Raw genomic sequence first — 25784 nt, forward strand, 5'->3', positions numbered from 1 at the left:
ACAGCCCGCGCTCAATTGCGGGTCGAAGCGGGGGCGTTATGATCCGGGACCGCGAATCGCGAGCATGTCAGCCGGGGGCTCTAGAACATGCATCTGCGCCTATTCGACATTGTGATCATCATCATCTACGCCATCCTGGTACTGACGGTGGCGCGGCTGTTTCATCGTCAGCATACGGATCAAGATGATTTCGAGGATCGCGCCCCGGCGCAGCGCCCGCTGCCCTGGTGGGCAATCGGCACATCGCTGATTGCAGCCAATATCTCCGCCGAACAGATCATCGGCATGTCGGCTTCGGCTTTCGCCCTGGGGCTTGGCATCGCAGGCTATGAATGGCTGGCTGCCGTTGCCATGCTGGTGGCGGGAAAATACTTCCTGCCGGTGTTCCTGAAACATCGCATCACCACCATGCCGCAATTCCTGCGCCTGCGCTATGGCGCCAAGACGCAGGTGACCATGGCGGTGTTCTGGATCCTGCTCTACACCTTTGTCAGCTTGACCGCGATCATGTGGCTTGGCGCCAATGCGGTGCACACCATCACCGGACTTTCGCTGACCATGAGCGTGGTTCTTCTGGGCCTCGTCGCGGGAAATTATGCACTCTATGTCGGGCTCAAGGCGACGCATTTCACCGATGTGGTGCAGGTAAGCGCGCTGGTGCTGGGCGGACTTGTCATGAGCATCTATGCGCTGGAGAGCATCGGCACCGGCAAAGGGCTGTGGGCAGGCTTCGTGACGCTGCAGGCGAGCATGCCGGATCATTTCCATATGATCCTGAAACCTGACGATCCCTATTACAAATACCTGCCCGGCCTTGCCTCTGTGGGGCTTGCCATGTGGGTGCTGCATTTTTCCTATTGGGGCTTCAACCAAGGCATCGTGCAACGCGCGCTCGCCGCCACCAATGTGCGCGAAGTGCAAAAGGGCATCGTGCTCGCCGCGTTCCTGAAACTCTTGATGCCGCTGATCGTGGTGCTTCCGGGCCTCGCCGCAGCGTATCTCATCGAAGGCATGCCAACCCGCGCCGACGAAGCCTATCCGCTTCTGATGACCATGCTGCCTTCGGGGCTTTTAGGCTTTGTCTTCGTGGCGCTGATGGCGGCGATCATTTCCTCCACCGGCTCGACCTTGAGTTCCATCGCCAAGATCTTCACCAGTGATGTGGTGCAAGTCGTCTATCCGCAAGCGAGCAAGCGGCTGTCGGTGATCCTTGGCCCCTTTACCGCAATCGCGGCGCTGATGATCGCGATGGCGGTCGCCACGCCCCTGCTGGACCGCAGCGATCAGGCTTTCCAATACATCCAGGAATTCACCGGCTTTGTTTCCCCCGGCGTGGTGGTGATCTTCATGATGGGCCTGTTCTGGCCCCGCGCCAATGAAACCGGCGCCCTTTTGGCGGCAGGCACATCGGTTTTCGGCTCAGCCTTTTACGCACTCATCTGGCCCGGCGTCCCGTTCCTGACGCGCATGGCAGACATTTTCCTGATCTGCATGGTGGTAGCGGCCGCAGGATCGCTTTTGACCAGGCCCGCCCCGGAAAAGCGGCTGGATTTGAAGGGCGTCGATTTCACCACGGCGCGACGCTACAACCTCGCCTCCGCCCTTATCGCCATGATCCTGATCGGGCTTTACTGGTACTTCTGGTAAGCTCAGGCACCATTACGCGCCATCATCAGCGCGGCGAGATCGAAGCGGATTTCCTTCACGCCGTAATCAATCGACACCCGCGCGAACTGGCGCAAGAAGTTCATGCCGATCAGCATGGCGGGCTCGTTCGCCAGACCCCAGACATTGAAGATGTCCATATCCGCGATCGCGATCACCGCATCAGTGAAGGAAATACCGTGCAACTGAATGCGACCGACACGGATCACCTTGGCCATGATCATCCCACCTGTAACACCGGTGATAGGAATAGCGCCGATCAGGGCGATATCGGTGTTTTGCGCCGCCAGCGCGCGCAAGAGATGCACATTCCCGCAGGAAACCTGCGCGCCCGTATCGATAAAGCAGGTAGTGGAGACATTCTCCACGCTGCTGTTCATGGCGCGCAGATGCCCCATCGAGCCACGTACAGGAATGGCAATTTGCTGCCAACGATTTCTCGCCGTGTAAAAGGATGCGCGCGAACGCTCGATCTGCAAAAGGTGATCCTTGAAATCGAGAACCACCCGGGTGCCATCCACCGCGTCGAGACCGAGATAGCCATCCGCCCTAAGATAGTTTCGCGGCAAAACCGGTAGCGAGAGATTACGCCGCTCCACGGTTCCAAAATGCAGATCGGCCACGGCGACGAAGCGCGAATTGTAGCTGCGCACCACCCCCTGCACGGTGACGTTATTGCCGCGAATGAGCCCAAGCGCGACGGCGAGATCATCGGCGATCACCGAACGGTCCGCTCCGGTATCGACGACAAAGCGGAACGGCCCCTTATTGCCGAGCATCACCGGAATGGTCAGGTGCTCGGCGCCATCGTCTTCGGCAGCGATACGCGCTGCATCATCAGGGGGGGCGCCGGGAGGAGCTGGCGCAATGGACTGTGCGAAAGTGCTCGGCGAAAGAGCGAGCGCCGCGCCGCCAGCGGTGATGAGACCACGGCGAGAAAGCAAATCCCTCAGCATGTACGCCTCCCGGGATGACGGCCGTTCTTTTTATATGGCGACCGTAGACGGCGATCTTATCAGAAATCGCCCCGTGGAGATATCATGCTCCTTTGCCCTGCACGCGCGGTAGAGCAGGCCCAGAAGGCCCCTATCACAACCCCGTGACCACTGGCTTCATCGCCAGCTTAAGAGCGAGGGCTTTAATGGTGTTTGCGGCGGCTCTTCTTAGACGTCTTATTATCCGCAGACGAACTGTTAGCGCTACGCTTCTTGCGTACATGCGTCTCGCCAGACTTCTTCTTCCCGCTATGGGCCGAGCCGACATAGAAATCGCGGCGGCTGCCCGCCGGAACGGCCGCGGCGGCGGTCACAGGCGGGACGGAGGCACACGTCAAAGCCTCACTTTCGCGCGAAATCCGCACCTGGGAGACACGCACGGAGAAGTTCCCGGAGGTGGTAAGCGCGAAAGGCGTGGTGACGTTCGTAAGATCAGCACCAGCCGATTTAAGGCAGGCGAGCGGGACATTGATCGTCGCCGCAGGGCGGCCTGCAGCGTCTTTCATGAGGGCGGAAACATCGAGCTTACCGCCGCATAAGGGACCACAGCCCATGGCGAGCACGACCGGCGCGGTGGGGGCTTTATCGACATCGATCGAGAATGACAGGCTCATGCCACGATCCGCTTCACGGGTAAGATCGATGGGGGCGCCGGTAACCGTGAGGCTGACCGGAACATGGCTCGCCCAATTGGCGGAAAGACCGTTCTCGGAACGCTGGGCGGTGAGACCCTGCACCGAAGATTTAACGGCGACACGCTGGCCACCCGCCGTCACCGTCCAGCCGCTCGTCACATCCCCGTTTTCGAACAAGGGGCGGCGGTCCAGCACCGGACCTAGCGGCGCCGAAGCGGGCGTGGATGGCGCGGTGGCAACCGTGGTCGCCGCCGCGCGTACCAGCGGACGAACAGCAGAGGCTTCCGCCAGACGCCCGATATTCTGCGGCGCGCCATAGGTGAGGCCATAGCCAAAAGCGAAGAGCGGGAAATAGGGCTCCTGGCCGATGTTGAGATCATACTGGTCGGGCGAACGCGGCCAGGAGAAGCTTAGACGGCCGCGGAAATCGAAGGCCACCGAACCATCGGCGTTGGCGAACAGCATGTCGGAGACGCCCTCGCCTTCCGAACCCGGCTGCCAGGCGGCGACAAAGGCGTTGGAAGCATTTATCTCGGGCGTGACATAGAGCGGACGGCCCGACAGGAACACCGCCACCACCGGAATGCCCTGAGCCTGCAGCTTCTGCAGAAGCTTCAGATCGCGCTTGTCATTGGGGGAATATTCGAGGGTCTGGATATCGCCCTTACCCTCGGCATAGGCGTCTTCGCCAAAAACCACGATGGCGACATCGGGACGCTCGCGGAACGATCCATCCTCGCTGAGCTGGGCGGTGCCACCCGAGGCCTCGACATTGGCTTTGATGCCGTCATAGATCGTAGAGGCATGGGGGAAATCGGCACGGCTGGTGGCTGTGCCCTGCCACGTGATAGTCCAGCCGCCGGTCTGCTTGGACATGTTATTGGCGCCATCGCCCGCGACCAGAACATGGCTGCGCGGCGACAGGGGCAAGAGCCCACCATCATTCTTCAAGAGCACAAGAGACTCGCGCACGGCGCGGCGCGCGATATCGCGATGCTCGTGCGAGCCTAAGAGGTCATAACGGCCTGCGAAGGGACGCGAGGACGGCTTACCCGCACTCATCAAGCCCATCTGAAGCTTCACACGCAGGATGCGCGACACCGCTTCATCGATCCGGGCCTGAGGGATGGTGCCGTCGCGCACTTCCTTCAAAAGGTTGTTGTAGAGACCTTTCCAGTCATTGGCGGTCATGAACATGTCGATGCCGGCATTGGCGGCTTGCGGACAATCGGAGACGGTGCAGCCCGCGACGCGATCAATCGCCTGATAATCGCTGATCACAAAGCCCGGAAAGCCCATGCGCCCAACTAGCACATCGGAGACAAGCTCCTTCTGCACATGCATCTTGAGGCCGCGCCAGCCCGAATAGGAGATCATGATGTTTTGCGCGCCGGCCTTGATCGCGGCGGCGTAGGGCGGCGCAAAAATATCGCGCAGCGCGGTCTCGCTATAGGTGGTGTTGCCTTCATTGATGCCGTGATCGGTGGCGCCATCGCCAATGAAATGCTTCACCGAAGCGAGCACATGGCCATTGCGCAGATAATCCGGCGTGCCGGGTTTGCCTTGAAGCCCTTCCACCATCGCAGCAGCGTTTTTGGCAACCAGACCCGGATCTTCCGAATAGCCCTCGTAGGTGCGGCCCCAGCGGTCGTCGCGCACCACCGCGACGGTCGGGGCGAAGGTCCATTCCTGCCCGGTGACACGGATTTCCTGAGCCGTGATCTCGCCAATGCGGCGGACGAGATCGGGATCGCGCATCGCACCAAGGGCGATGTTATGCGGGAACAAGGTCGCGCCGATGATATGGCCGTGGCCATGCACGGCATCGATGCCCCACATGGTGGGGATCACCGGGCGGCCCGGCGCCACCGCGACGGAAGCGTTGTAATAGAGATCAGCGGCGGCGAGCCAATCCTGGGCGGGGGCGCGCAGATCTCCATGCGGACCCGCGCTGCCGCCATTCAGGATCGAGCCCAAATGATACTGGCTGATATCGGCGGGCGTGATCGCCTTGATGTCGGGCTGCATCATCTGCCCGATCTTCTCTTCCAACGTCATCTGCGAAAGAAGGCGCTGCACCTCGGCCTCGATGGCGGAATTCTTCGCCGGCGGCGGGGTCAGCGGCCAGAGCTCTGGATGAATGACGGTGGAGGTCGCAAGATCAACAGCCGGCGCCGAAGCGGGCGCGGCGGGAGCTGCCGGGGTGGGGGCTACCGGGGTGGGGGCGGAATCGACCGGCTTCTGCGCGCTCGGCTGATCACTCGAAAAGAGGTCACCGATATCGCCGATCCCCAAATCCGTCGAACAGCCCATCAGTGCGAAAGCGCAGACACTGAGAACAAGCGCATTGCGCTTCGCCGGAGTTACGGGAATCGCTTTCATGCGACAGCCTCTTCGCAGAATGGTCGGGGCAGTTTAGCCGTTAGAGCAGGCGATATGCCAAGCCCTAAAGTTTGCGCACGGAAATATGCATTTCCATGGAGACGGTCTGGCCCGGCTCGAGCACGCCTGCACCCGTCTCACCCGCTGATTCGGGGCGATTGAGCGCATTGGGCATGGCCGTGGTCGGTTCAGCACAGAAATAGTCCTCACCTTCCGGGATGAAGACATGGAAAAAACCGCAATTGGCCGAGGCTTTCAGCATGATCTCAAGCCCAAGCTCGGGCTGTTCGATGCGTGCCGGGCCCTGCCAGCCGGTAAAGGTATTATCGACGAAGGGGGCCTTGGAGACGATCTGGCCCGCGTTCAGATCGATGAGATCAGTCGCAGCGACAAGCTCGGTCGGGATCATGGTGGAATCAGCGCGCCACATGCCATCGACCTTGGCGGTCACTTTGGAGCCGGGGCGGCGCGGGAAATAGGGATGCAGGCCGAGGCTATAGGGCATCGGCTTGTCGTCCTGGCTGCGCAGCGTCAGGACCATCGAGACCGCATCATCGGTCATCGAGAAGACCTGTTCGGCGCTATAGGCCCAGGGCCAGGCATCGCGAGCATGGTCATAGGCAATGGCGACCTTATCGCGCGAGACCGTTTCCACCCGCCAGGCGGTCTGCCAGCCATGGCCATGCAGCGCATGCGGGTGGTCCGCGAAATTCAGGGGAAGGCGATATTCCTTGCCCCCAAACTTGAACACGCCGTTCTCGATCCGGTTGGCTACCGGCACGAGCGGGAAACAGGAGGCGTCCAGGACCTTGAGCCCACCATGGCGCAAGACCGGAACATCACCACAGTCCAACCGCGTAACCGCCCCCCCAATTTCGGGAGAAATGTCGATCTCGAGAGCGCCGCGTCCAAGTGTGATCATGCCCGTCAAGCCTTCTTGCGATGCCAGACCTGTTCCATCTCTTCCAGGGACCGGCCTTTGGTTTCGGGCACGTAGCGCAGGACGAACCAGGCTGCAAGCGCCGAAGCGACGCCATAAATCCAATAGGCGAAACCGTGGTTGAAATTCTGGTTGAGAACCGTCGAGCCGTCCATCATCGGGAAGGTCTGCGAGACGATAAAGTTGGCGATCCACTGGGCCGCAACCGCAATGGACATGGCCTGCCCCTTGATCGAATTGGGGAAGATTTCAGCCAGAAGCACCCAGACGATCGGGCCCCAGGAGAAGGAGAAACCCACAATGTAGAGGACAACCGCCGCAATCGCCAGAACAGAGGACCCGCCAGCCGCGGCGCCCGAGGCTCCCGTGGCGCTGACGAGGTGCAGGTGGAAGAGGAAGCCCAAGGTAACCATGGCGACGGCCATCACCACCGCACCCCAGAAGAGCAGCGGCTTGCGGCCGAATTTCTCGACCGTGAAGGTGGCAACCAGCGTGAAGAGGGTCATGGAGACACCCACGAACCAGGCCGATTGCAGATAGGCTTCGTTCGGCGTCGAGCCCATATTCTCGAACATATGCGGGGCGAAATAGAGCACCGCGTTAATGCCGACGGCCTGCTGGAACACCGACAGAAGAATGCCAACCACCAGAATGAGCACGCCGTAGGAAAACAGCGGGCGGGTGTGTTCGACCAGCGTAGCCTTGATTTCGGCGTGAGTCTTTTCGGCTTCTTCGGCGCTGCCGAAAAGGCGCTTGAGAAGCGCTTTGGCTTCGTCGTGGCGATCCTTTAGCACCAGGAAGCGCGGCGTTTCCGGCACCAAGCACATGAAGACGATCAACAGCGTCGCCGGGATCGCGGCAGAGGCCAGCATGAAGCGCCAGCCTTCCCGCATCAGGAAATCATGGCTGCGGCCCGATTGGATGAAGAAGTTCACGAAGTACACGAGATTGATGCCCACCACGATGGCGATCTGCTCGAAGGTGAGGAGCATGCCGCGAATATTGGTCGGCGCCATTTCGGAGATGTACATCGGGGCCAGCATGGAGGCCATGCCGATCGCGACCCCGCCCATTACGCGATAGAAGATGAAGGCCGGCAGAGCTTTCTCACCCACCGCGCCAAACGCGCTCCAGATGAATTCGGGGTAACCCGCGCCCACGCTGGAGAGGAAGAACAAAACACCCGCAATCAGAAGGCCCCATTTGCGGCCGATACGGGTGGAGATGGGACCGGCGGCAAGCGCGCCAAGCACGCAGCCCAAAAGTGCGCAGGAAACCGCGAAGCCATGCAGGAAATTGGCGGTGCCTTCGTCCAGATGCCGGGGATCAACGAAATTCACCTTGATCGCATCCGTCGCCCCCGAGATGACGGCCGTGTCATACCCGAACAACAGGCCGCCCAACGTAGCTGCGACCGTCAATCCTGTAATCAGTGCGTAATTGGTCTTCGCCATGGTTACCCCTCTCGCGGACTATCGTCCCGTTCTCCCCGCCAGCAGGCTCTTAACGGCCTGCCGGGTTCTTCTGTTCGCCGCATTCGGCGGGCCACCCTAGCGGTAGCGCTACCAAGATGCGAGCGGCAATTCAGCCGCTCAAGGCTTGTTTATCGGCCACCTTAGCGCGGCCTTTTGCGGCCGCATAATGGGGATGCCGCTCAAAACGCGTCAATGATTATGCCGGGGCGTCTTCTTGGCGATGCCGCGATACTTGACCGCAAGCTCCATCACCGCGCCCGAATCTAATTGCCCCACCCCGGCACGATAGATTTCCTGCCAGGGGCTTTGGCTTTCCGGAACTGCTGGCGGCTTGTCCTTCTTGCGCCGTGCAATCTCCTCCTCATCGACAAGGGCATCACAACGCCCGGTCGTCAGATCGATGCGGATGATATCGCCCGTCACAAGCCAGGAGAGCCCGCCGCCCACCGCGCTTTCGGGTGCCGCGTTGAGAATGGAAGGACTATCCGCCGTGCCCGATTGACGCCCATCGCCGATGGTCGGCAGAGAGGTGATGCCTTTCCTCAGAAGCGCATCGGGCGGCTGCATGTTGACCACTTCCGCCGAACCCGGCCAGCCGATGGGGCCTGAACCGCGGATGACGAGGATGGAACGCTCATCGATATTGAGCGCGGGATCGTTGATGCGCGCGTGATAATCATCCGAGCCATCAAAGACCACGGCTTTGCCTTCGAAGATGCCTTCGCGACCAGGCTCGCACAAATAGCGGCGGCGGAACTCTTCCGAAATCACGCTGGTTTTCATGATCGCGAAATCGAAGAGATTGCCCATCATCACCATGAAGCCCGCATGTTCCTGCAAAGGCTTGTCGTAAGCGGTGATCATCTCGCGGTCGGTGGAATGGGCGCCTTTGACATTCTCCGCGAGGGCTTTGCCGGTGCAGGTGATGACCGAACCATCGATACGGCCAGCACCAAGGAGTTCACACAGTACCGCAGGCACGCCGCCCGCACGATGGAAGCGCTCGCCGAGATATTTGCCCGCAGGCATCATATTGACGATAAGCGGGATATCATGCGCCGCCATCCAATCTTCCGGCGTGATCTCCACACCGGCATGGCGCGCCATGGCGTGAATATGGGGCTGGGCATTGGTGGAGCCGCCGATCGCCGCGATCACCGCAATGGCATTCAAGAACGCTTGGCGGGTGAGGATTCTCGAGGGCGTCAGCTCTTCATATGCCATCGCCACAATGCGCTTGCCGGTCTCGTAAGCGATCTGGCCACGCTCGCGATAAGGCGCGGGAATTGCCGCACAGCCAGGCAGCGAAAGACCAAGCGCTTCAGCCACCGCATTCATGGTGGAGGCCGTACCCATGGTGTTGCAATGACCGAGCGAGGGCGCCGATTTAGCCGCGGCGGCGATGAACTCTTCTTCAGTGATTTCGCCCGCGCCCAAACGTTTGCGGTTGCGCCAAATCACCGTGCCGGAACCGGCAAGTTCACCATCGGCATAGGAATCCAGCATCGGCCCGCCCGAAAGAACGATGGCGGGAATATCGACCGTGGATGCGGCCATGACCGAAGACGGCGTGGTCTTATCGCAGCCCGTGGTGAGCACCACGGCATCGATCGGATAGCCGTGCATGATCTCGACCAAGGAAAGATAGGCAAGGTTTCGATCCAGCGCGGCGGTGGGGCGGCGGCAGTTCTCGAACAAGGGATGGGTCGGAAATTCGAGCGCGATGCCGCCCGCATCCCGCACGCCATCCTTGATGCGCTGGGCCAGCGTCAGATGCACGAGGTTGCATGGATTGAGCTCGTTGCCGCTTTGGGCAATGCCGATAATGGGGCGGCCATCGCGGAATTCTTCCGGCGTGAAACCAGAATTCATCCAGCGCTCGAGATAAAGGCCGACCATATCCATGCGATGGGGATCATCAAACCAATCGCGAGAGCGGAAGCGTTTCTTCGGCCTTTGCATGGTCGCTCGCTTACTCGGCAGGCTTTTGCACGATGCCCTTTGGGGCACCCGCCGAGCCGCGCTTGATCAAGGTGTAGGTGACAAGATGATCGACTGGTTTTGACTCGCCGCCATTACGCTTCACCGTGCGGATCGCCTGGACAATGAGATCAATGGCGATCTCGGCCATCGAGGTGACCGGCTGGCGGATGGTGGTCAGCTCCGGCCAGATATTGGTGGCGATGGCGGTATCGTCGAAGCCCACAACGGATAAATCGCCCGGAATATCGAGACCCTTGCGATGCGCGACCGAAACGGCAGCCGCGGCCATATCGTCATTGCTGGCGAAAATCGCGGTCGGCAATTGCTTGGCCGAGAGCAAGGTTTCAGCGGCATCAAGACCTGAGCGGTAGCTGAAATAGCCCTGCACCATCAGCGCCGGATCGGCTTTGATCCCGGCTTCGGAAAGCGCAGTGAGATAGCCTTTCTCACGCTCCTGACTGGCGGTCTGGTTGGGATGACCCTTGATGAAGCCGATGCGCCGGTGCCCCAAAGCCAGAAGGTAATTGGTCATCTCGCGCGCGGCAGCGGTATCATTGATGTGGACGCAAGAGGCTTCCTTGCCCGAATGCCCGGTCGCCACTGCGACGGTAGGCAGGCCAGTGATGCGCAGCTCGTCCAGCACATCATGGGATTCGCACAAAGGCGGCGGCAGGATGACCCCTGCGGCCCCGGATGCCACGAGCTTTCGCACCGCCGCGCGTTCCGCCGCCGAGGTGGCCTCGCATTTCTCGAGCATGATCTGCACCGAAGTCCGGCTCGCCTCGTCCAGGGCGCCGACCAGAAACTCGGTGAGATAGGCCGCTGAGGGGTTGGAATAGATCAGGCCGATACGGGCAGCCTCGGCCCCCGCCAGCGATCGGGCCGCCGGATTGGGCGAATAATTCAACGCCTTGACCGCGGCCAGCACCGCAGTGCGTGTAGCCGGGCGGACATTCTTTTCGCCATTCACCACCCGGCTGACGGTCATGGGCGAAACGCCCGCACGTCTTGCCACGTCCAAAATGGTGGTCGCACCACGCTGCTTACGGGAGGAAGGCTTCTTAGTATCCAATGCTTGGGCCCGCGCACTAGGACCGGGCCCGGAAAAGCGGGCCCGCTTCCGATTCTTTACGTTTGCCCATCTTTAGTCCATGCGGATGCGTTTGTCGAAACCGACCAATGGACTAGTCCTGGGTGCTTGCCTTGTGGCCAGGTCAGGCGACAGCCGCGACACCGTCGGTCAAAAGCCGACGCATGCGTGTGGCTTTGCCCGGGGTCTGCGCGACGTCGGCGAGGCTGGTGCGGTCCAAAACCTCTAGAAATGCCGCCATGGCCTCGTCCAGGGGCTTCCTAAGCCCGCAAGCCGGTGTGATCACGCAAGTGTTACGGCGCTTGTCGAAGCATTCGACGAGATGGAAACCATCTTCCGTCGCCCGCACCACGGCCCCCACCCGGATCGCCGCCGGGTCCATGCCCAGCCGCAAGCCGCCATGCCGTCCGCGCACACTGGCAACGAAGCCCGCCTGAATAAGGGTCTGCGCCACTTTCATCAGGTGATTGCGTGAAATCCTGTAGCGCTGGGCTACACTGGCGATTGTATGTAATTCTTCTGGTTCAAGCGCGAGCAGCATCAGCATGCGCAGCGCATAGTCTGTGTGCAGAGTAAGTCGCACGGCATTTTCTCCCAAGACCGCTATTTTTTTGGCATGCGGTTCCTGGGTGGATGATACTCCATGACAGGGGGGATAAGTATTTGCGTTACTCCTTTGACCTATGACATCCTGACGCGGTTCGTCACGGGGCTGTGGCTTGAGCCCACCCCCGCTAGGCGCGATGGTCAGACCCCGCAAATCCCCAGGGAAGCACATGCAAAGACGTACATTTCTGCTAGCCTCAGCAGCCGTAACCGCATTGTCGACGATTGAGCCCATGGCCGCCGCCGCCCCCACCAATCCTCTGCTCGCCCCCTGGACCGGCCCCTATGGCGGGGTACCCGACTTTTCCAAGGTTAACCTGGCCGACTTCATGCCTGCCCTCAAAGCGGGTATCGAAGAGAACCGTGCCGATATCGCCAAGATCGCCAATAACAAGGCGCCGGCGACCTTCGAGAACACCATCGCCGCCCTGGAAGATGCCGGCCGCCCGCTTGGCCGCGCCGCCTCGATCTTCAACATCTACACCTCGACGATGAACTCGAAAGAGATGCAGGCCATCGAAAAGGAAGCGACCCCGATCTTCGCTGCCTTCGGTGACGAGGTGGTGCAGAACCCCGCCCTCTTCGCGCGCATCAAGGCCGTCTACGACAAGCGCGACAGCCTGAACCTGACGCCGGAACAGAAGCGCCTGGTCTGGGTGACCTATCGCCGTTTCGCCCAGCAGGGCGCGGCCCTTTCCCCGACCGATAAGAAGCGCCTCGCGGACGTCAATCTGCAGCTCGCCTCGCTCTATACCGAATTCAGCCAGAACGAGCTCGCGGACGAGGAAGATCATTTCCTCACCCTCGAAAAAGCCGATCTCGCAGGCCTGCCGGATTGGCTGGTATCGGCGGCAGCCAGCGCTGCAACCGAAAAGAAGCTCGACGGCAAATACGTCTTCGCCAATACCCGCTCGGCAATGGAGCCGCTGCTCACCTATTCCACACGCCGCGACATTCGCGAAAAAGCCTTCCGCATGTGGACCTCGCGCGGCGACAACAACGACGCGCATGACAACAACAAGATCATCGCCAAGATCCTGAAGCTGCGCGCCGAAAAGGCCAAACTGCTCGGCTATCCGACCTTTGCCCATTGGATCACCGATTATCAGATGGCCAAGACACCCGAAGCGGTGATGGACCTTCTGATGAAGGTGTGGAAGCCGGCGGTGGCGCGCGTCCACGAAGAAGTGGCCGATATGCAGAAGATCGCCGATGCCGAAAAAGCCGGGGTCAAAATCGCGCCCTGGGACTATCGCTTCTATGCCGAGAAGGTGCGCAAGGCGAAATACGACCTCGATGAATCCACCATCAAGCCGTATCTGCAGCTCGAGAAAATCCGCGAAGGCATGTTCTGGGCCGCCAACCAAGTCCATGGGCTGGAATTCAAGGAAGTCAAAGGCCTTCCCACCGTGCGCCCCGATGTGCGCGTGTTCGAAGTCACCCGCGGCGGCAAGCATCTGGCGCTGTGGTACTTCGACCCCTATGCCCGCGCCGGCAAGAGTTCGGGCGCCTGGATGAACGAATACCGCACCCAGGAGCGCTTCAAAGGCGACATTTCTCCGATCGTCTCCAACAACTGCAACTTCATCCCGACCTCGGATGGCAAGCCGATCCTGATCTCGTGGGACGACGCCTCGACCATGTTCCATGAATTCGGCCATGCCTTGCATGGGATGAATTCGAACGTGACCTACCCGTCACTCGCGGGCACCAATGTGGTGCGTGATTTCGTGGAGTTCCCGAGCCAGCTCAACGAGCATTGGCTGCCGACCCATGAAGTGCTGTCGCGCTTTGCCCTGCATGTCGAAACCGGCAAGCCCATGCCGGAAGAACTGGTGAAGAAGCTGAAAGCCGCGAAGACCTTCAATCAGGGTTTTGCCACGGTCGAATATCTCTCCTCGGCCATCGTGGATTTCAAAATCCATCTGGCGGGCAATGCCGATATCGATGCCAAAGTGTTCGAGAAGGAGACCCTCGCCGCCCTTGGCATGCCGAGCGAAATCGTCATGCGCCATCGCCTGCCCCATTTCGGGCATATCTTCTCCGGCGAGGGCTATGCCTCGGGCTATTACAACTACATGTGGGCCGATGTGCTGGTGGCCGATGCGGCGGAAGCCTTCCAGGAAGCCCCTGGCGGCTTCTACGACAAGGCGCTCTGCAAGAAGCTGCATGACGACATCATCAGCGTCGGCAATACGGTGGAAGCGGCAGATGCCTATCGCGCCTTCCGCGGCCGCGATGCCACGGTGGATGCACTGATGCGCGATCGCGGCTTTCCGGTCGCCTGATCGCTTTTTAGAAACGTAAAGGAAACGCCGTCCCATCAAAGGGGCGGCGTTTTTCTTTGGCTCGAGGCGACCATTTCAAATGGCTTACACGCGTACCTTAATTCTTGCTTAGGCCGTTAACGCTAAGGTTGATTTGCAACCTTCGCACGTATTGCCATGCCGTCCCGCGGCCGGACCTCGCTTCTTTCCCGCTACACCCTCGATATGGGGCAGTGCGTCTCGCGCCAGCGCGGGGAGCAGGCGCTGAAGGCTGCCGCCATGGACCAAGCCTTGGCCAATCGCGCCAAAAACGAGTTCCTCGCCAATATGAGCCATGAGCTGCGCACGCCGCTCAATGCCATCATCGGATTTTCCGATCTGATCACCGGACCAAAGCCGATGGCGCTCGAAAAGATCGTGGAATATGCCGGGCTCATCAATGGCGCCGGACGCCATCTTCTGGAAATCATCACCGACATTCTCGATGTTGCCAAGATCGAGAGCGGTACCTTCGAACTCGACCGCGACAGCCACGATTTGCGGGAGCTTTTGATCCATGCCGCCGCGCTGGTCGAACCGCGCATGCTCGACAAGCGCCAAAAACTCTCGGTGATGCTGCCCCAAAAGCTGCCGCGCGTGATCGGCGATGCACGGCGCCTGAAACAGGTTCTGATCAACCTTCTCAGCAATGCCAACAAATTCACGCCACAAGGCGGATCGATTACCTTGGCCGCCGTGGCCGTGGACGCGCACACCGTTGCCGTCTCTATCCGCGACACCGGATGTGGCATGAGCGCGGCTGGGCTGCAGCTCGCGCTTCGGCCTTTCGGGCAAGTACGCGGCGGTCATACCCGCGCCCATGAAGGCACAGGCCTCGGCCTTCCCATCGCCAAGGCGCTTATCGAGCTACACGGCGGCAAGCTTCACATCGACAGTTTTGAAGGCCGCGGCACCACCGTCGCCTTCACGATTCCCGCCGAGGAGAGTCAGCCATGAACTCCACAGCAGAACATAAGCCGGGCCAGCGTGCCCAGCCCGCCTTGCGCGTCGGCCATATCGTTTCGGTAACAGGCGCACAGGCCGTTGCCATCATGGAGCGCAGCGCCGGACAATCGTCTCGGGTTGAGATTGGCGCGGCGCTGGTCATTCCCACGCCGCATGCGCTGGTGGTGGGTCTCGTCTCAGCCTTGAGCGTGCCGATGCCGGATGCCACATCGGGCGAGGAAGTGCATCTCATCGAACTGAACCTTGCCGGAGAAATCATCCTTGACCCGATCAAGGGGCAGGTCTTCCGCCGCGGCGTCACCAGCCTGCCGACACTGGGCGATACGGTGCAGATTGCCGACCGCGAGGTGCTGTCGCTGGTCTATACGCGCCCTGACATCTCCACCATCGAAATCGGCAACCTTTATCTGCACCCCGACGTGCCCGCGCGGCTCTTGGTGGATGACCTCTTCGGCAAGCATTTCATGATCGTGGGCACCACCGGCAGCGGCAAATCCACCGCGCTGATCTGCATCCTGAAAGGCATTCTGCCGGAATACCGCCAGGCGCGCGTGGTGGTTCTCGACGTACACGGAGAATATGCCGCCGCCTTCGGCAAGGAAGCCGAGCTGGTCGATCCCTCCACCTTGAACCTGCCCTTCTGGCTCTTGAATTTCCAGGAATTGTCGGTCGCATTCACCACACCGGATGAACAGCGCGACGCCCAGATCGAAATCCTTTCCGACGCCGTGGTCTGGGCCAAAAGGCGCTATTCGGATGCCTATGCGGGCCGCGTGCGCCGTCCCGATTCCACCGTTATCACGGTGGACACGCCGGTGCCGTTCCGCCTTGCCGATCTTATCGCCTATATCGATGAGCAGCTTGGCCGATTGGATCGCACGCTCAATACCCTGCCCTTCAAACGGCTGAAGAGCCGTGTGGAAGCCTTGGTCAGCGATGCGCGCTATAGCTTCATGTTCGGCAGCGTGATGATCGAAGATACCATGACGGATGTCCTGGGCCGACTCTTCCGTGTGCCCGTGGATGGCAAGCCGATCACCGTGCTGGACCTTTCCACTGTGCCCGGAGAAATCCTGGATGTGGTGATCTCGGTGATGAGCCGCCTTGCTTTCGATCTAGCAAGCTGGAGCGAGGCGCGGCTGCCGGTGCTGATCGTCTGCGAAGAGGCGCATCGCTATGCCCCCGCCGATGGCGGCAGCAAATTTTTGCCCACACGCCAAGCGCTCGCCCGCATCGCCAAGGAAGGGCGCAAATACGGTGTCTCCTTGGCGCTGATTACACAGCGCCCCTCAGAGCTCGATCAGACAATACTTTCACAATGTTCGACCGTGATCGCCATGCGGCTTTCGACCGAGCGCGATCAGGCGGTGATCCGCGCCAATACCCATGAAGGCGCCATCGACATGCTGGATTTCCTGCCGCTGCTCGGCGACCGCGAGGCCATTGTGCTCGGCCAAGGCTCGGTGATGCCGATGCGCATCCGCTTCAAGGAGCTACGCCAAGCCCGCGCCGCGCACACGCCCAGCAAGAGCTTTTCGGCGGCGTGGCGCAGCACCGATATCAGCCGCGAAGAACTTTCCCAGATCGTCCGCCGCTGGCGTGCGCCTGCGAAGGCGAAGCCGGGTTAGAGGCGGGCAGTTTCCTTTTACACTACCACCAGCAGCCGCCCATGCTTTTGCCTTGCCGCATGCCGAGCGCGCCCCAGCGTCCGTCGTTTCTGTAGGTGGTGAAGCTCTGCTGAATTTTAGCCCTTTGCTGAGGGGCCAGCGCCTTCCACTTTGCCGTAAGATCTTGCGCAAAATGCATGCGTTCGGCAGGCGTCATCGCCTTTACATGGTTGCGCAGGTCCGAGCGGAAGCTGCGCATATCATTGGGAGAGAGGTTGGCGACCGCGTCCTGCACCTCGGCATAATGCATCATGCGTTGCTCTTGGCTGAGCGAGCCCATCACGCCGGTACCATAATCCTCGCCGCAATAGGGCGCCTGAGCTTGCGCCGCGGCGAAGACGAACGAGGCTGCCGCCAGTGCAGGCATCCAGACGTAAGTGCGTGACACAGCAGATTTCCTTCGCGCAGTGAACCAGAAAGCCGGATGAGGTTCCCATTCCGCCCGCACAGATTCCACTCCGTAGTTTCTCGCACACAAACGTTCGCCAAAGGCAACCGTTTTAGGGCAGACCTGAGCGCAATGCGGGCTGAACCCACCCTAGAGCGCGCATCACAAAATCCACAAGGGATTGATTCTGGTTTTTCGCTTTTGGCCAGTTCTGGAAGCCCAATTACGGGCTGGTTCCGATTGCTGATGGCACGGATTTTCTGGCTTATGACGCGGAGGATAGCGCCAAGCTTGTGCTTGCCTTCGCGGCCCATCGCACTCCGGACGGACAAACCCGGCTTGTCACCGAAACACGCGTGCACTGCGCGAACCGCTCGGCCCGTCTGAGGTTCACGCCCTATTGGCTGCTCATTCGCCCCGTCAGCGGCCTTCTGCGTCAGCGCACGCTCTCTGCCATCAAGAAGGCTGCGTTGCGGCGGCGCTGAGGAAAGCGGCGCGTTGCGCTTTGATGGCTTGTATCTGCGCATAAAGCGGGTCTTGCTTCATTGCTTCAAGATTGATTTGGGGCCGCAGTTTTTCCTGATCAATCGGGTTGGCGTTGAATTGCGATTGGGTGATGGCGGTGAGCGATGAAACCACTTTGCCACCCAAGGCCTGAGCGATTTTGTCCGCACGGGCCTTCGCCAAATCCGGGCCATTGGTCCCATTCACGTCATTAGGCACAAGGTTTTTCAGCTTTTCATAGATCTCGTCAGAGGTGCTCATCACGCCCTGGTTATCGATGGTCGCCACCACCTTGCCGCCCACCTGGACCGTCGCATAGGGTTTCATGGCGGGGTGGTTGGCGAGATAGGACGTATCGGGCGCGATCATGTTCTCTTCGCTCATAGCGGAGGCTTCCAACCCGCGCTCCATGCCGCGGATCGCTTCCTGATACTGATCTTCTGGCAGTTCGGCGATTGGCTTCGCCTTGAAGTCGCTCAGCCGCACGATGCTGCCATACACGTCGCGCCTGCCTTGAACCGCAATGTGGGGTTCCACGACGGGCGACGCGGAGGTAGAAGGATCGATCTCCTGTAAACCTAAGAGCGCGGCAGTAGTTTCCCCGCTCAAGGTGTTGGGAATGTTTTGCCCGGCAAGCGAAGGCGTTGCCGTGGTGTTCGAAGCGCTCGCCGGCGCTGAAGGCTGCGATGAAATATCCGCAAAATCCGCCTGTTTTGTTGGAGCCGCAGTCCGGTTCGCCGGGAAAAAGGGATTTGAGATGGTGGCGCTGATGGTCATGACGCTCTCTGGACAAATGTAAACGTACAGAGACATAAGCAACAATCACACCAAACGGTGGCGGCGGTCAGGCGTAACTAGCGTCACACACCGTATTCGATGAAGCCTGCGATTTGGCTATCCTGAAGCTTGCGGAATTTGGTTTCGAAAACGCCGACGCCGTTACGGTCATTAGGTTTGCCGCTGGAATTGCCTTCCACCACGGTCAGATGCGGGCCGTCGCAATCGGTGACGATGCCGGTATGGCCAAGGCCGCCACCGTGATCGAGGATGAGAAGCTGGCCGGGACGCACCAGCGCCGGATTGCTTCTCGCCTGATCGGCGGGGATGGCGCGCACACCGGGGCGATTTTGGCAGGCGTGCCATTGGCCGAGCACGCTGGCGCTTTTGGGAAGCGGATTTGGCATGGCTTTCTGCGTAGCCGCCGTATTGACGCAGAAATACGCGAAGGCCATGCACCAGAAGCGATCATTAGGCGTGCCATGCGTTGGGTCGATGCCGACGCTTCTGAGATAGTCATCCACGCGCGGGCCGCGATTGGCCCCGGCCGGGCTTTCCTGCGTGCCGATTTCGCCTTGGGCTATGGCAACAGCCGCCGCCATCACCTCAGGAACTGTTGCCGAAGGGATTTGCGGTGCCTGGGTATAGATCGCGCCCCAGCTGAGCGGCCCGATAATGCCGTCGGCATCAAGCGGCCGCGCCTTCGCATCGACATGCTGAGACTGGAAGAGTTTCACCACCGCAGTCATGGCCGCATCGAAAACGCCATCGGCAAAGGGGCCATAGCCATGGGCCTGCAAGGCCGCTTGCAGGCTTTTGACCAGCGCAACTTCCGGCTCGCCTTCTTTTATCGCGTGACCGGGATAGGCCTCGACCGGAGCGGGGATGGATAAGCTCACCTACAACCCCAACAAGATTTTATACTCGCCGCATCTATAGCACGAATTTAGAAGAATTAAATGCAGATCAGTTGCAAATGCGAAAAGCGTTGCGCGACTGAGGGGGGATTGAGGGCTTCGCTTAAGCCTAGCGCGCACACTGCGCTGCTTTTGGTGCCCCTGGCCGGACTTGAACCAGCACGCCCGTAAAGGCGACAGATTTTGAGTCTGCTGCGTCTACCATTCCGCCACAGGGGCATCCTGCGAAAAAAGCGAATGGAGGCCGGGGACTATACTGATCAAGACGCCCCGGTCAACGCTAGACGCCGCTGCCGCCACGACTTTTTGGCTGCGGCAAGAGCGGCGATGGGGCTAATCCGTGACCGCGGCGGCGGTCTTGTCGCTTTCCCGGAAGATGGCGGAGGCGACGGGGGCGAAATCCATGTCTTGGGGATTACGCGGCAGGGTCACGACCTCAAATTCGGGCAGGAAACGGTGCAGGCTCGCCGCCGTATCGGCCAAGGGAATCGCAGGCGCGTCCGGCCCGGCGCCCGCCTCATTCACCACTACCGTCACCGTGGTCAACCCCGCCGCTTTCAGCGCGACAGCCGCGGTGAGGGTGTGGCTGAGGCTGCCGAGATACGAGCCCGCCACCAGCACCACCGGCAGACGCAGGAGCGCCATCAGATCAAGCACCGTATGCTCAGTATCAAGCGGCACCATCACACCGCCGACGCCCTCGATCAGCACCGTGCCGGAGCGCGACGCCGCCTGATGGCAGAACTGCGTGAGGGCGGAAAAATCGATGCAGCGATTCTCGGCGAGCGCCGCCATATCGGGCGAAAGCGGCGCCTTGAAACGGAAGGCCGAGATTTCGGCCACGGCATCATCCGTCGGCATTTTGCCCATAGCTTCGAGGAGCGAGGCGGCATCGCTGCCCGCAGGACCTTCATAGCCGCTCATCACCGGCTTGAAGCCTTCTGCTGGGCGGCCATTCGCGTTCAAATAGCGCAATAGCCCCGAAGTGATAAAGGTTTTGCCGATACCCGTTCCGGTAGCCGTAATGAAAATACCGCTCATTTTGGGAAGTTCTCTTGCTTAACCGAGGTCAACGAGAAGGCGCCAAGGCGGGTTCCCGTTGCATCCAAGGGATGGCCACTATAATCGGGGGCCGTCAACTGAATATCGCAACTGTTCAAGGCAGGCTATGAGCGAACATTCCGAGATCCGGCACAATTGGACGCGCGCAGAACTGGCAGCGATCTATGCAAAGCCTTTCGCCGATCTTCTGTTCGAAGCGCAAAGCGTGCACCGGAAGTATTTCCCCGCCAATGAAGTGCAGATTTCCACCCTGCTCTCAATCAAGACCGGCGGCTGCCCGGAAGATTGCGGCTATTGCTCGCAAAGCGCCTATCACAAATCGGGCGTGAAGGCCGAAAAGCTGATGGATGTCTGCGCCGTTTTGGCCGAAGCCAAGAAGGCAAAAGAAGCAGGCGCGACACGCTTTTGCATGGGCGCTGCCTGGCGCGCGCCGAAGGATCGCGATCTCGACGCGGTGTGCGAGATGGTTTCGGAAGTCAAAGCCTTGGGCCTTGAAACTTGCGCCACGCTGGGCATGCTTTCCTGTGGCCAGGCCGACAAGCTGAAAAGCGCTGGCCTCGACTATTACAATCACAACATCGATACCTCGCCGGAATATTACGGCGACGTCATCACCACGCGCACCTATCAGGATCGCCTGGATACGCTGGGCGCAGTGCGCCAGGCGGGCATCAATGTCTGCTGCGGCGGCATTGTCGGCATGGGCGAAGATCAATCCGACCGTATCGGCATGGTCCACACCCTGGCGACACTGGAAAAACATCCCGAGAGCGTGCCGATCAATCTGCTGATGAAGGTGGAAGGCACCAAGCTCGGCGAGAGTGCACCGCTGGATGTATTCGATTTCATCCGCACCATCGCCCTGGCCCGCATCACCATGCCGAAATCTTTCGTGCGGCTTTCCGCAGGGCGCGAATATATGAGCGAGGAAGCACAGGCGTTATGTTTCCTTGCCGGCGCGAATTCGATTTTCTATGGCGAGAAGCTGCTGACGACGCCCAATCCCGAAGCACAAAAGGATATGGGGCTGTTTGCCAAACTCGGTATCTCGCCCATGGCACTGAACAAGGCGTAAGGCGTTATCAGGGCATGAGCGACTGGGTGGAAACAGGAATGAACGCCATCTGGATGCCTTATCGCCAGATGAAAACGGCTGCCCCGCCGCTGGCCGTCGCCATGACCGATGGCAGCCGCATTTTCCTGAAAGACGGCCGCGTGCTGATCGACGGCATCGCGAGCTGGTGGACGGCGGTGCATGGCTATAACCATGCCCATATCGAAGCAGCGCTGATCCATCAGGCTAAGACCATGCCCCACATTATGCTGGGCGGGCTTCTGCATGAACAGGCAGCGAAGCTGGCGACACGGCTGGCGGCGTTGTTGCCGGGCGATTTGAACCGCGTGTTCTTTTCGGAATCGGGCTCGGTGGCGGTGGAAGTCGCCATGAAAATGGCGGTGCAATACTGGCTGAATCAGGGCGTTCGTAAGCGCACCAAATTCATTGCCTTCAAGGGCGGCTATCACGGCGATACCTTCGCCACCATGGCGGTGTGCGATCCCGAAGAAGGTATGCATAGCCTCTTTTCCGGCACGCTGGCCGAACAGTTCATCTGCGAGCTGCCGCGCGATGGCGAAAGCGAAGATGCGCTGGACCGTTTCCTGGGCGATTATGCAGGCGAGATCGCGGGCATCATTGTGGAGCCATTGGTACAAGGCGCGGGCGGGATGCTGTTCCATGATGAGCAGACGCTGCAGCGCTTGCGGAAACTGGCCGACAAGCATGACCTCTTGTTGATCTTTGATGAGATTTTCACCGGCTTCGGGCGCACCGGCGTGATGTTCGCGAGCCAAGCGGCGGAAGTCGTTCCCGACATCATGACCATCGGCAAGGCGCTGAGCGGCGGGGTGCTGCCGCTCGCGGCCACCGTTGCCAGCGAAAAAGTCTTCGCCGCCTTCTGGTCGGATGATCCTCTTCATGCGCTGATGCATGGGCCCACCTTCATGGGCAATGCTATGGCCTGCGCCGCCGCCAATGCCAGCCTGGACCTGTTCGAAACAGAGAATCGCGTCCTCGCCGCCAATGAAATTGGCAAACAGATGAGCCAGGAGTTGGGCCGCTGCCTGTCGCTTCCCGGTGTGGTGGACGTGCGGGTACGCGGCGCCATCGGCGTAGTGGAATTAGAAAAGATCGCCGATCTGGAAGGCTTGCGGCAGCGATTCGTCGCCGAAGGGGTGTGGATTCGCCCCTTGCGCAATGTGGTTTACCTGACCCCCGCCCTCACCATCGCCGAAAACGACCTTTCCCGGCTGACCGAAGCGGTGGAAAAGGTGCTGAAATCCGGCGTTGCCTGAGAGTTTCCTGGGTTTTTCCTTCCCCTCTTCGCCCAAGCGCAGTATCAGAACCGCGGACGCCCCTAACCTGTGCGAGTTGCCATGACGATTGCCCGCGCGCTGCTTTCCGTTTCCGACAAAACCGGCCTGGTCGAGTTTGCGCAAGGCCTCGCCAAACATGGGGTGGAGCTGATTTCCACCGGCGGCACCGCCAAGGCGCTGCGCGATGCGGGCCTTGCCGTGAAGGACGTTTCCGAGATCACTGGCTTCCCTGAGATGATGGACGGCCGCGTGAAGACGCTGCACCCGATCGTGCATGGCGGTCTTCTGGGGCTGCGCGACAAGCATGCCGACGCCATGAAAGAGCACGGCATCAAGGGCATCGATTTGTTGGTGTGCAATCTTTATCCCTTCGAAGCCACGGTTGCCAAAGGCGCCGAGTTCGATGAGGTGATCGAGAATATCGATATCGGTGGCCCGGCGATGACGCGCTCCGCTGCCAAAAACCACGAATTCGTCACCGTGGTGGTGGATGTGGAAGATTACGCTGTGGTGCTGGCCGAGATGGACGCCAACAAAGGCGACACGACGCTCAGCTTACGCCGCCGCCTCGCCCAGACCGCCTATGCGCGCACCGCGGCTTATGACGCCGCCGTCTCCAATTGGTTTGCGACCCAGCTTGATACGAAAGAGCCACCGCGCCGCCGTGCGTTTGCAGGCGCGCTGCGCCAGTCGCTGCGCTATGGCGAGAACCCGCATCAGGACGCCGCTTTCTATGTCACCGGCGAGAAGCGCCCGGGCGTTGCCAATGCCGAGCAGGTGCAGGGCAAGGAACTCTCCTATAACAACATCAACGACACCGACGCGGCCTATGAGCTGGTGGCGGAGTTCGATCCGGCGGAGCGCGCCGCTTGCGCCATCATCAAGCACGCCAATCCTTGCGGCGTGGCGCTGGGCACCAGCCTGAAGGATGCCTATGAGAAGGCGCTGGCTTGCGATCCGGTTTCGGCCTTTGGCGGCATTGTCGCCTTCAACCGCAAGCTCGATGGTGAAACGGCGGAGCTGATTTCGCACCTCTTCACCGAAGTGATCATCGTGCCGGATGCCGATGAAGATGCGCGCAAAATTCTGGCGGCGAAGAAGAACCTGCGCCTTCTGATCGCGGGCGGCCTGCCTGATCCGATGAAGCCGGGCCTGACCTATAAGTCCGTTTCCGGCGGCATGCTGGTGCAGACCCGCGATAATGGCCGCGTCACCAAGGCGGAGCTGAAATTCGTCACCAAGCGGGTGCCGAGCGAAGCGGAAATCGCCGACATGCTGTTTGCCTTCACCGTAGGCAAGCATGTGAAATCCAACACCATCGTTTATGCCAAGGACCTTGCCACCGCAGGTATCGGCGCGGGCCAGATGAGCCGTGTCGACTCGGCCCGCATCGCCGCCGAGAAGGCCCGGCAGGCCGCCAAGACCGCGGGCTGGCCCGAGCCCAAGACCAAGGGATCCGCAGCGGCCTCTGACGCGTTCTTCCCCTTTGCCGACGGGTTGATCGAGATCGCCGAAGCGGGCGCTTCTTGCGTGATCCAGCCGGGTGGTTCGATCCGCGACAATGAAGTGATCGCAGCCGCCGATGAGGCGGGGCTTTCGATGGCTTTCACCGGCATGCGGCATTTCCGGCACTGACGCGGGTCCTGCAAGCGGCGGTATAGCTGGACCGGTAGTGGAGAAAGTCTTGGTCCTGTGAAGATCGTGGTTTTGGGTGCAGGCGTGGTTGGCACTGCCGCCGCGTGGTATCTCGCCGAGAGCGGCCATGATGTGACTGTGGTCGAGCGCCAGCCCGGCGCGGGGTTGGAGACGAGCTTTGCCAATGGCGGGCAAGTCTCACCCTGCCATGCCGAGCCCTGGGCCAATCCCGAGACTCCTTTCAAGGCGCTGGAATGGCTGGGCCGCCGCGATGCGCCGCTGGTGTTCAAATGGTGGCGCTATGATCCCGCGCTTTGGGCCTGGCTGGTGCGCTTTCTGATCAACTGCACGCCGGGGCGCACCAAGATCAATACCGACCGCACCTTGCGGGTCGCGATCTATTCACGGGCGTGTCTGCAGGCTTTGCGGCAATATACCGGCGTCTCTTACGACGCGGAGACCCGCGGCATTCTGCATGTCTATCGTGACACACGCGCGCTGGAGCATGCGCTGAAGACCTCCGAGATGATGAATGCCTTGGGGCTGAAGCGCGAGACCAAGAGCGTGGCTGAAGCCTTGGCGATTGAGCCTGCGTTGAGCGATGCGGCGCCGGAGCTGAAAGGCGCGATCTTCACGCCTGATGATGAATCCGGCGATGCGCATAAATTCACCGTGGAACTGGCGGCAAAGGCCGAAAAGCTCGGCGTACTGTTTTGCTATGGCACCAGCGTGATGGGTTTCGCGCGCGAGGGCGACCGCATTGAGGCGGTGATCACTGATAAAGGGCCGATCAAGGCCGATGCCTTTGTGCTCGCCATGGGAAGCTGGAGCAAACCGCTCGCCGCCTCGCTGGGGCTGAACCTGCCGCTCTATCCCGCCAAAGGCTATTCGGCGACGCTGGATGTGCGCGAGCCCGCGCATACGCCGCGGGTGAGCATCACCGATGATGAGCACAAGCTCGTCTTCAGCCGCTTAGGCGAGCGCTTGCGTTGTGCGGGCACGGCGGAACTTTCGGGCTGGAGCGATGCCATGGATGAGGTGCGCGCTCAAGCGATCATTCGCGGTGCCAAGGCGCTGTTCCCGCGCGCGGGCGATTACGAACACGCGGCGCTGTGGGCGGGGCTGAGGCCGACCACGCCCGATTCCGTGCCCATCATCGGCAAGACGCCGATCCAGAACCTTTATCTCGACACCGGCCATGGCACGCTCGGCTGGACCATGGCCTGCGGCTCCGGCAAGGCGCTCGCCGATGTGATTTCGGGCCGCGAACCCGAGATCGATATGAGCGGGCTCGGGCTCGACAGGTTCGGCTAAGCGTCAGGATTCCTACTCCCCAATTTTCCGTCATGGCCGGGCTCCGACCCGGCCATCCATGCCTTCACCATGCTGCGCTTTGCCAGATTCTCTCGCCCTCTGGA

The 25784-nt window shown here is 60.6% G+C and carries 20 protein-coding genes and 1 tRNA gene; 9 read left to right on the forward strand and 12 right to left on the reverse strand.

Going from position 1 to position 25784, the window contains the following annotated elements:
- The first annotated feature begins 87 nt into the window (after positions 1–87).
- On the forward strand, positions 88–1647 hold the full coding sequence (locus FHS83_RS03080; RefSeq protein ID WP_167080780.1) for a sodium:solute symporter family transporter: 1560 nt from the start codon (positions 88–90) through the stop codon (positions 1645–1647).
- Positions 1648–1649: 2 nt separating this feature from the next.
- Here the strand turns inward: FHS83_RS03080 and FHS83_RS03085 are convergent, their stop codons facing one another.
- From FHS83_RS03085 to FHS83_RS19595, 7 genes are all read right to left on the reverse strand, one after another.
- Positions 1650–2621, reverse strand: a complete 972-nt coding sequence (locus tag FHS83_RS03085; RefSeq protein ID WP_167080782.1) for an aspartyl protease family protein — start codon at positions 2619–2621, stop codon at positions 1650–1652.
- Positions 2622–2803: 182 nt separating this feature from the next.
- Entirely contained in the window at positions 2804–5677 is a 2874-nt protein-coding gene (locus FHS83_RS03090; RefSeq protein WP_167080784.1) for a glycoside hydrolase family 3 protein, read from the reverse strand.
- Between the two features lie 64 nt (positions 5678–5741).
- On the reverse strand, positions 5742–6599 hold the full coding sequence (locus tag FHS83_RS03095) for an aldose 1-epimerase (RefSeq protein ID WP_167080786.1): 858 nt from the start codon (positions 6597–6599) through the stop codon (positions 5742–5744).
- Positions 6600–6604: 5 nt separating this feature from the next.
- A complete protein-coding gene (locus tag FHS83_RS03100) occupies positions 6605–8071 on the reverse strand; it encodes a sugar porter family MFS transporter (RefSeq protein WP_167080788.1) in 1467 nt (488 codons plus the stop codon).
- A gap of 210 nt (positions 8072–8281) precedes the next feature.
- Entirely contained in the window at positions 8282–10054 is a 1773-nt protein-coding gene (locus FHS83_RS03105) for an IlvD/Edd family dehydratase (protein WP_167080790.1), read from the reverse strand.
- Positions 10055–10064: 10 nt separating this feature from the next.
- Positions 10065–11147 carry a LacI family DNA-binding transcriptional regulator gene (locus FHS83_RS03110; RefSeq protein ID WP_344099831.1) on the reverse strand — a complete coding sequence of 361 codons (1083 nt, stop codon included), beginning with the start codon at positions 11145–11147 and terminating at the stop codon, positions 10065–10067.
- Positions 11148–11289: 142 nt separating this feature from the next.
- Entirely contained in the window at positions 11290–11748 is a 459-nt protein-coding gene (locus FHS83_RS19595; protein WP_167080794.1) for an Rrf2 family transcriptional regulator, read from the reverse strand.
- 193 nt (positions 11749–11941) lie between these two features.
- On the opposite strand from FHS83_RS19595, the gene FHS83_RS03120 reads away from it, so the two are divergent.
- The 3 genes from FHS83_RS03120 (at position 11942) to FHS83_RS03130 (ending at position 16671) form a co-directional block, all read left to right on the forward strand.
- Entirely contained in the window at positions 11942–14059 is a 2118-nt protein-coding gene (locus FHS83_RS03120; RefSeq protein ID WP_167080796.1) for a M3 family metallopeptidase, read from the forward strand.
- A gap of 156 nt (positions 14060–14215) precedes the next feature.
- Positions 14216–15034, forward strand: coding sequence for a sensor histidine kinase (locus FHS83_RS03125; protein ID WP_167080798.1), 819 nt, complete (start codon positions 14216–14218; stop codon positions 15032–15034).
- Entirely contained in the window at positions 15031–16671 is a 1641-nt protein-coding gene (locus tag FHS83_RS03130; protein ID WP_167080800.1) for an ATP-binding protein, read from the forward strand. Before FHS83_RS03125 ends, FHS83_RS03130 begins: the two co-directional genes overlap by 4 nt.
- A gap of 22 nt (positions 16672–16693) precedes the next feature.
- On the opposite strand, the gene FHS83_RS03135 is transcribed toward FHS83_RS03130, so the two are convergent.
- Together FHS83_RS03135 and FHS83_RS03140 are read right to left on the reverse strand one after the other, a co-directional pair.
- Positions 16694–17098, reverse strand: coding sequence for a DUF3106 domain-containing protein (locus FHS83_RS03135; RefSeq protein ID WP_167080802.1), 405 nt, complete (start codon positions 17096–17098; stop codon positions 16694–16696).
- A gap of 456 nt (positions 17099–17554) precedes the next feature.
- On the reverse strand, positions 17555–18103 hold the full coding sequence (locus FHS83_RS03140; RefSeq protein WP_167080804.1) for a hypothetical protein: 549 nt from the start codon (positions 18101–18103) through the stop codon (positions 17555–17557).
- 118 nt (positions 18104–18221) lie between these two features.
- Here FHS83_RS03140 and FHS83_RS03145 point away from each other — a divergent pair, with 118 nt between their 5' ends.
- Positions 18222–18401 (forward strand): hypothetical protein, encoded by a 180-nt coding sequence (locus FHS83_RS03145; RefSeq protein ID WP_167080814.1) that lies wholly within the window; start codon positions 18222–18224, stop codon positions 18399–18401.
- Positions 18402–18462: 61 nt separating this feature from the next.
- On the opposite strand, the gene FHS83_RS03150 is transcribed toward FHS83_RS03145, so the two are convergent.
- The 3 genes from FHS83_RS03150 to bioD form a co-directional block, all read right to left on the reverse strand.
- On the reverse strand, positions 18463–19278 hold the full coding sequence (locus FHS83_RS03150; RefSeq protein ID WP_167080822.1) for a CHAP domain-containing protein: 816 nt from the start codon (positions 19276–19278) through the stop codon (positions 18463–18465).
- Positions 19279–19429: 151 nt separating this feature from the next.
- A tRNA-Leu gene (locus FHS83_RS03155) sits at positions 19430–19515 on the reverse strand.
- 114 nt (positions 19516–19629) lie between these two features.
- Entirely contained in the window at positions 19630–20337 is a 708-nt protein-coding gene (gene bioD, locus FHS83_RS03160; protein ID WP_167080824.1) for a dethiobiotin synthase, read from the reverse strand.
- 127 nt (positions 20338–20464) lie between these two features.
- Here bioD and bioB point away from each other — a divergent pair, with 127 nt between their 5' ends.
- The 4 genes from bioB (at position 20465) to FHS83_RS03180 (ending at position 25680) form a co-directional block, all read left to right on the forward strand.
- Entirely contained in the window at positions 20465–21433 is a 969-nt protein-coding gene (gene bioB / locus FHS83_RS03165; protein ID WP_167080826.1) for a biotin synthase BioB, read from the forward strand.
- Positions 21434–21447: 14 nt separating this feature from the next.
- Positions 21448–22710 (forward strand): adenosylmethionine--8-amino-7-oxononanoate transaminase, encoded by a 1263-nt coding sequence (locus tag FHS83_RS03170; protein WP_167080828.1) that lies wholly within the window; start codon positions 21448–21450, stop codon positions 22708–22710.
- Positions 22711–22791: 81 nt separating this feature from the next.
- A complete protein-coding gene (gene purH / locus FHS83_RS03175; protein ID WP_167080830.1) occupies positions 22792–24366 on the forward strand; it encodes a bifunctional phosphoribosylaminoimidazolecarboxamide formyltransferase/IMP cyclohydrolase in 1575 nt (524 codons plus the stop codon).
- 57 nt (positions 24367–24423) lie between these two features.
- Entirely contained in the window at positions 24424–25680 is a 1257-nt protein-coding gene (locus tag FHS83_RS03180; protein ID WP_167080832.1) for a D-amino acid dehydrogenase, read from the forward strand.
- The last annotated feature ends 104 nt before the right edge of the window (positions 25681–25784 follow it).

This window comes from Rhizomicrobium palustre (assembly GCF_011761565.1).
Classification (GTDB): domain Bacteria; phylum Pseudomonadota; class Alphaproteobacteria; order Micropepsales; family Micropepsaceae; genus Rhizomicrobium; species Rhizomicrobium palustre.

Bases quoted from the DNA above. Each gene is read 5' to 3' on its own strand.
- FHS83_RS03080 (WP_167080780.1), top strand. From the start codon at position 88: ATGCATCTGCGCCTATTCGACATTGTGATCATCATCATCTACGCCATC.
- FHS83_RS03085 (WP_167080782.1), bottom strand. From the start codon at position 2,621: ATGCTGAGGGATTTGCTTTCTCGCCGTGGTCTCATCACCGCTGGCGGC.
- FHS83_RS03090 (WP_167080784.1), bottom strand. From the start codon at position 5,677: ATGAAAGCGATTCCCGTAACTCCGGCGAAGCGCAATGCGCTTGTTCTC.
- FHS83_RS03095 (WP_167080786.1), bottom strand. From the start codon at position 6,599: ATGATCACACTTGGACGCGGCGCTCTCGAGATCGACATTTCTCCCGAA.
- FHS83_RS03100 (WP_167080788.1), bottom strand. From the start codon at position 8,071: ATGGCGAAGACCAATTACGCACTGATTACAGGATTGACGGTCGCAGCT.
- FHS83_RS03105 (WP_167080790.1), bottom strand. From the start codon at position 10,054: ATGCAAAGGCCGAAGAAACGCTTCCGCTCTCGCGATTGGTTTGATGAT.
- FHS83_RS03120 (WP_167080796.1), top strand. From the start codon at position 11,942: ATGCAAAGACGTACATTTCTGCTAGCCTCAGCAGCCGTAACCGCATTG.
- FHS83_RS03125 (WP_167080798.1), top strand. From the start codon at position 14,216: ATGCCGTCCCGCGGCCGGACCTCGCTTCTTTCCCGCTACACCCTCGAT.
- FHS83_RS03130 (WP_167080800.1), top strand. From the start codon at position 15,031: ATGAACTCCACAGCAGAACATAAGCCGGGCCAGCGTGCCCAGCCCGCC.
- FHS83_RS03145 (WP_167080814.1), top strand. From the start codon at position 18,222: ATGTTTTGCCCGGCAAGCGAAGGCGTTGCCGTGGTGTTCGAAGCGCTC.
- bioD (WP_167080824.1), bottom strand. From the start codon at position 20,337: ATGAGCGGTATTTTCATTACGGCTACCGGAACGGGTATCGGCAAAACC.
- bioB (WP_167080826.1), top strand. From the start codon at position 20,465: ATGAGCGAACATTCCGAGATCCGGCACAATTGGACGCGCGCAGAACTG.
- FHS83_RS03170 (WP_167080828.1), top strand. From the start codon at position 21,448: ATGAGCGACTGGGTGGAAACAGGAATGAACGCCATCTGGATGCCTTAT.
- purH (WP_167080830.1), top strand. From the start codon at position 22,792: ATGACGATTGCCCGCGCGCTGCTTTCCGTTTCCGACAAAACCGGCCTG.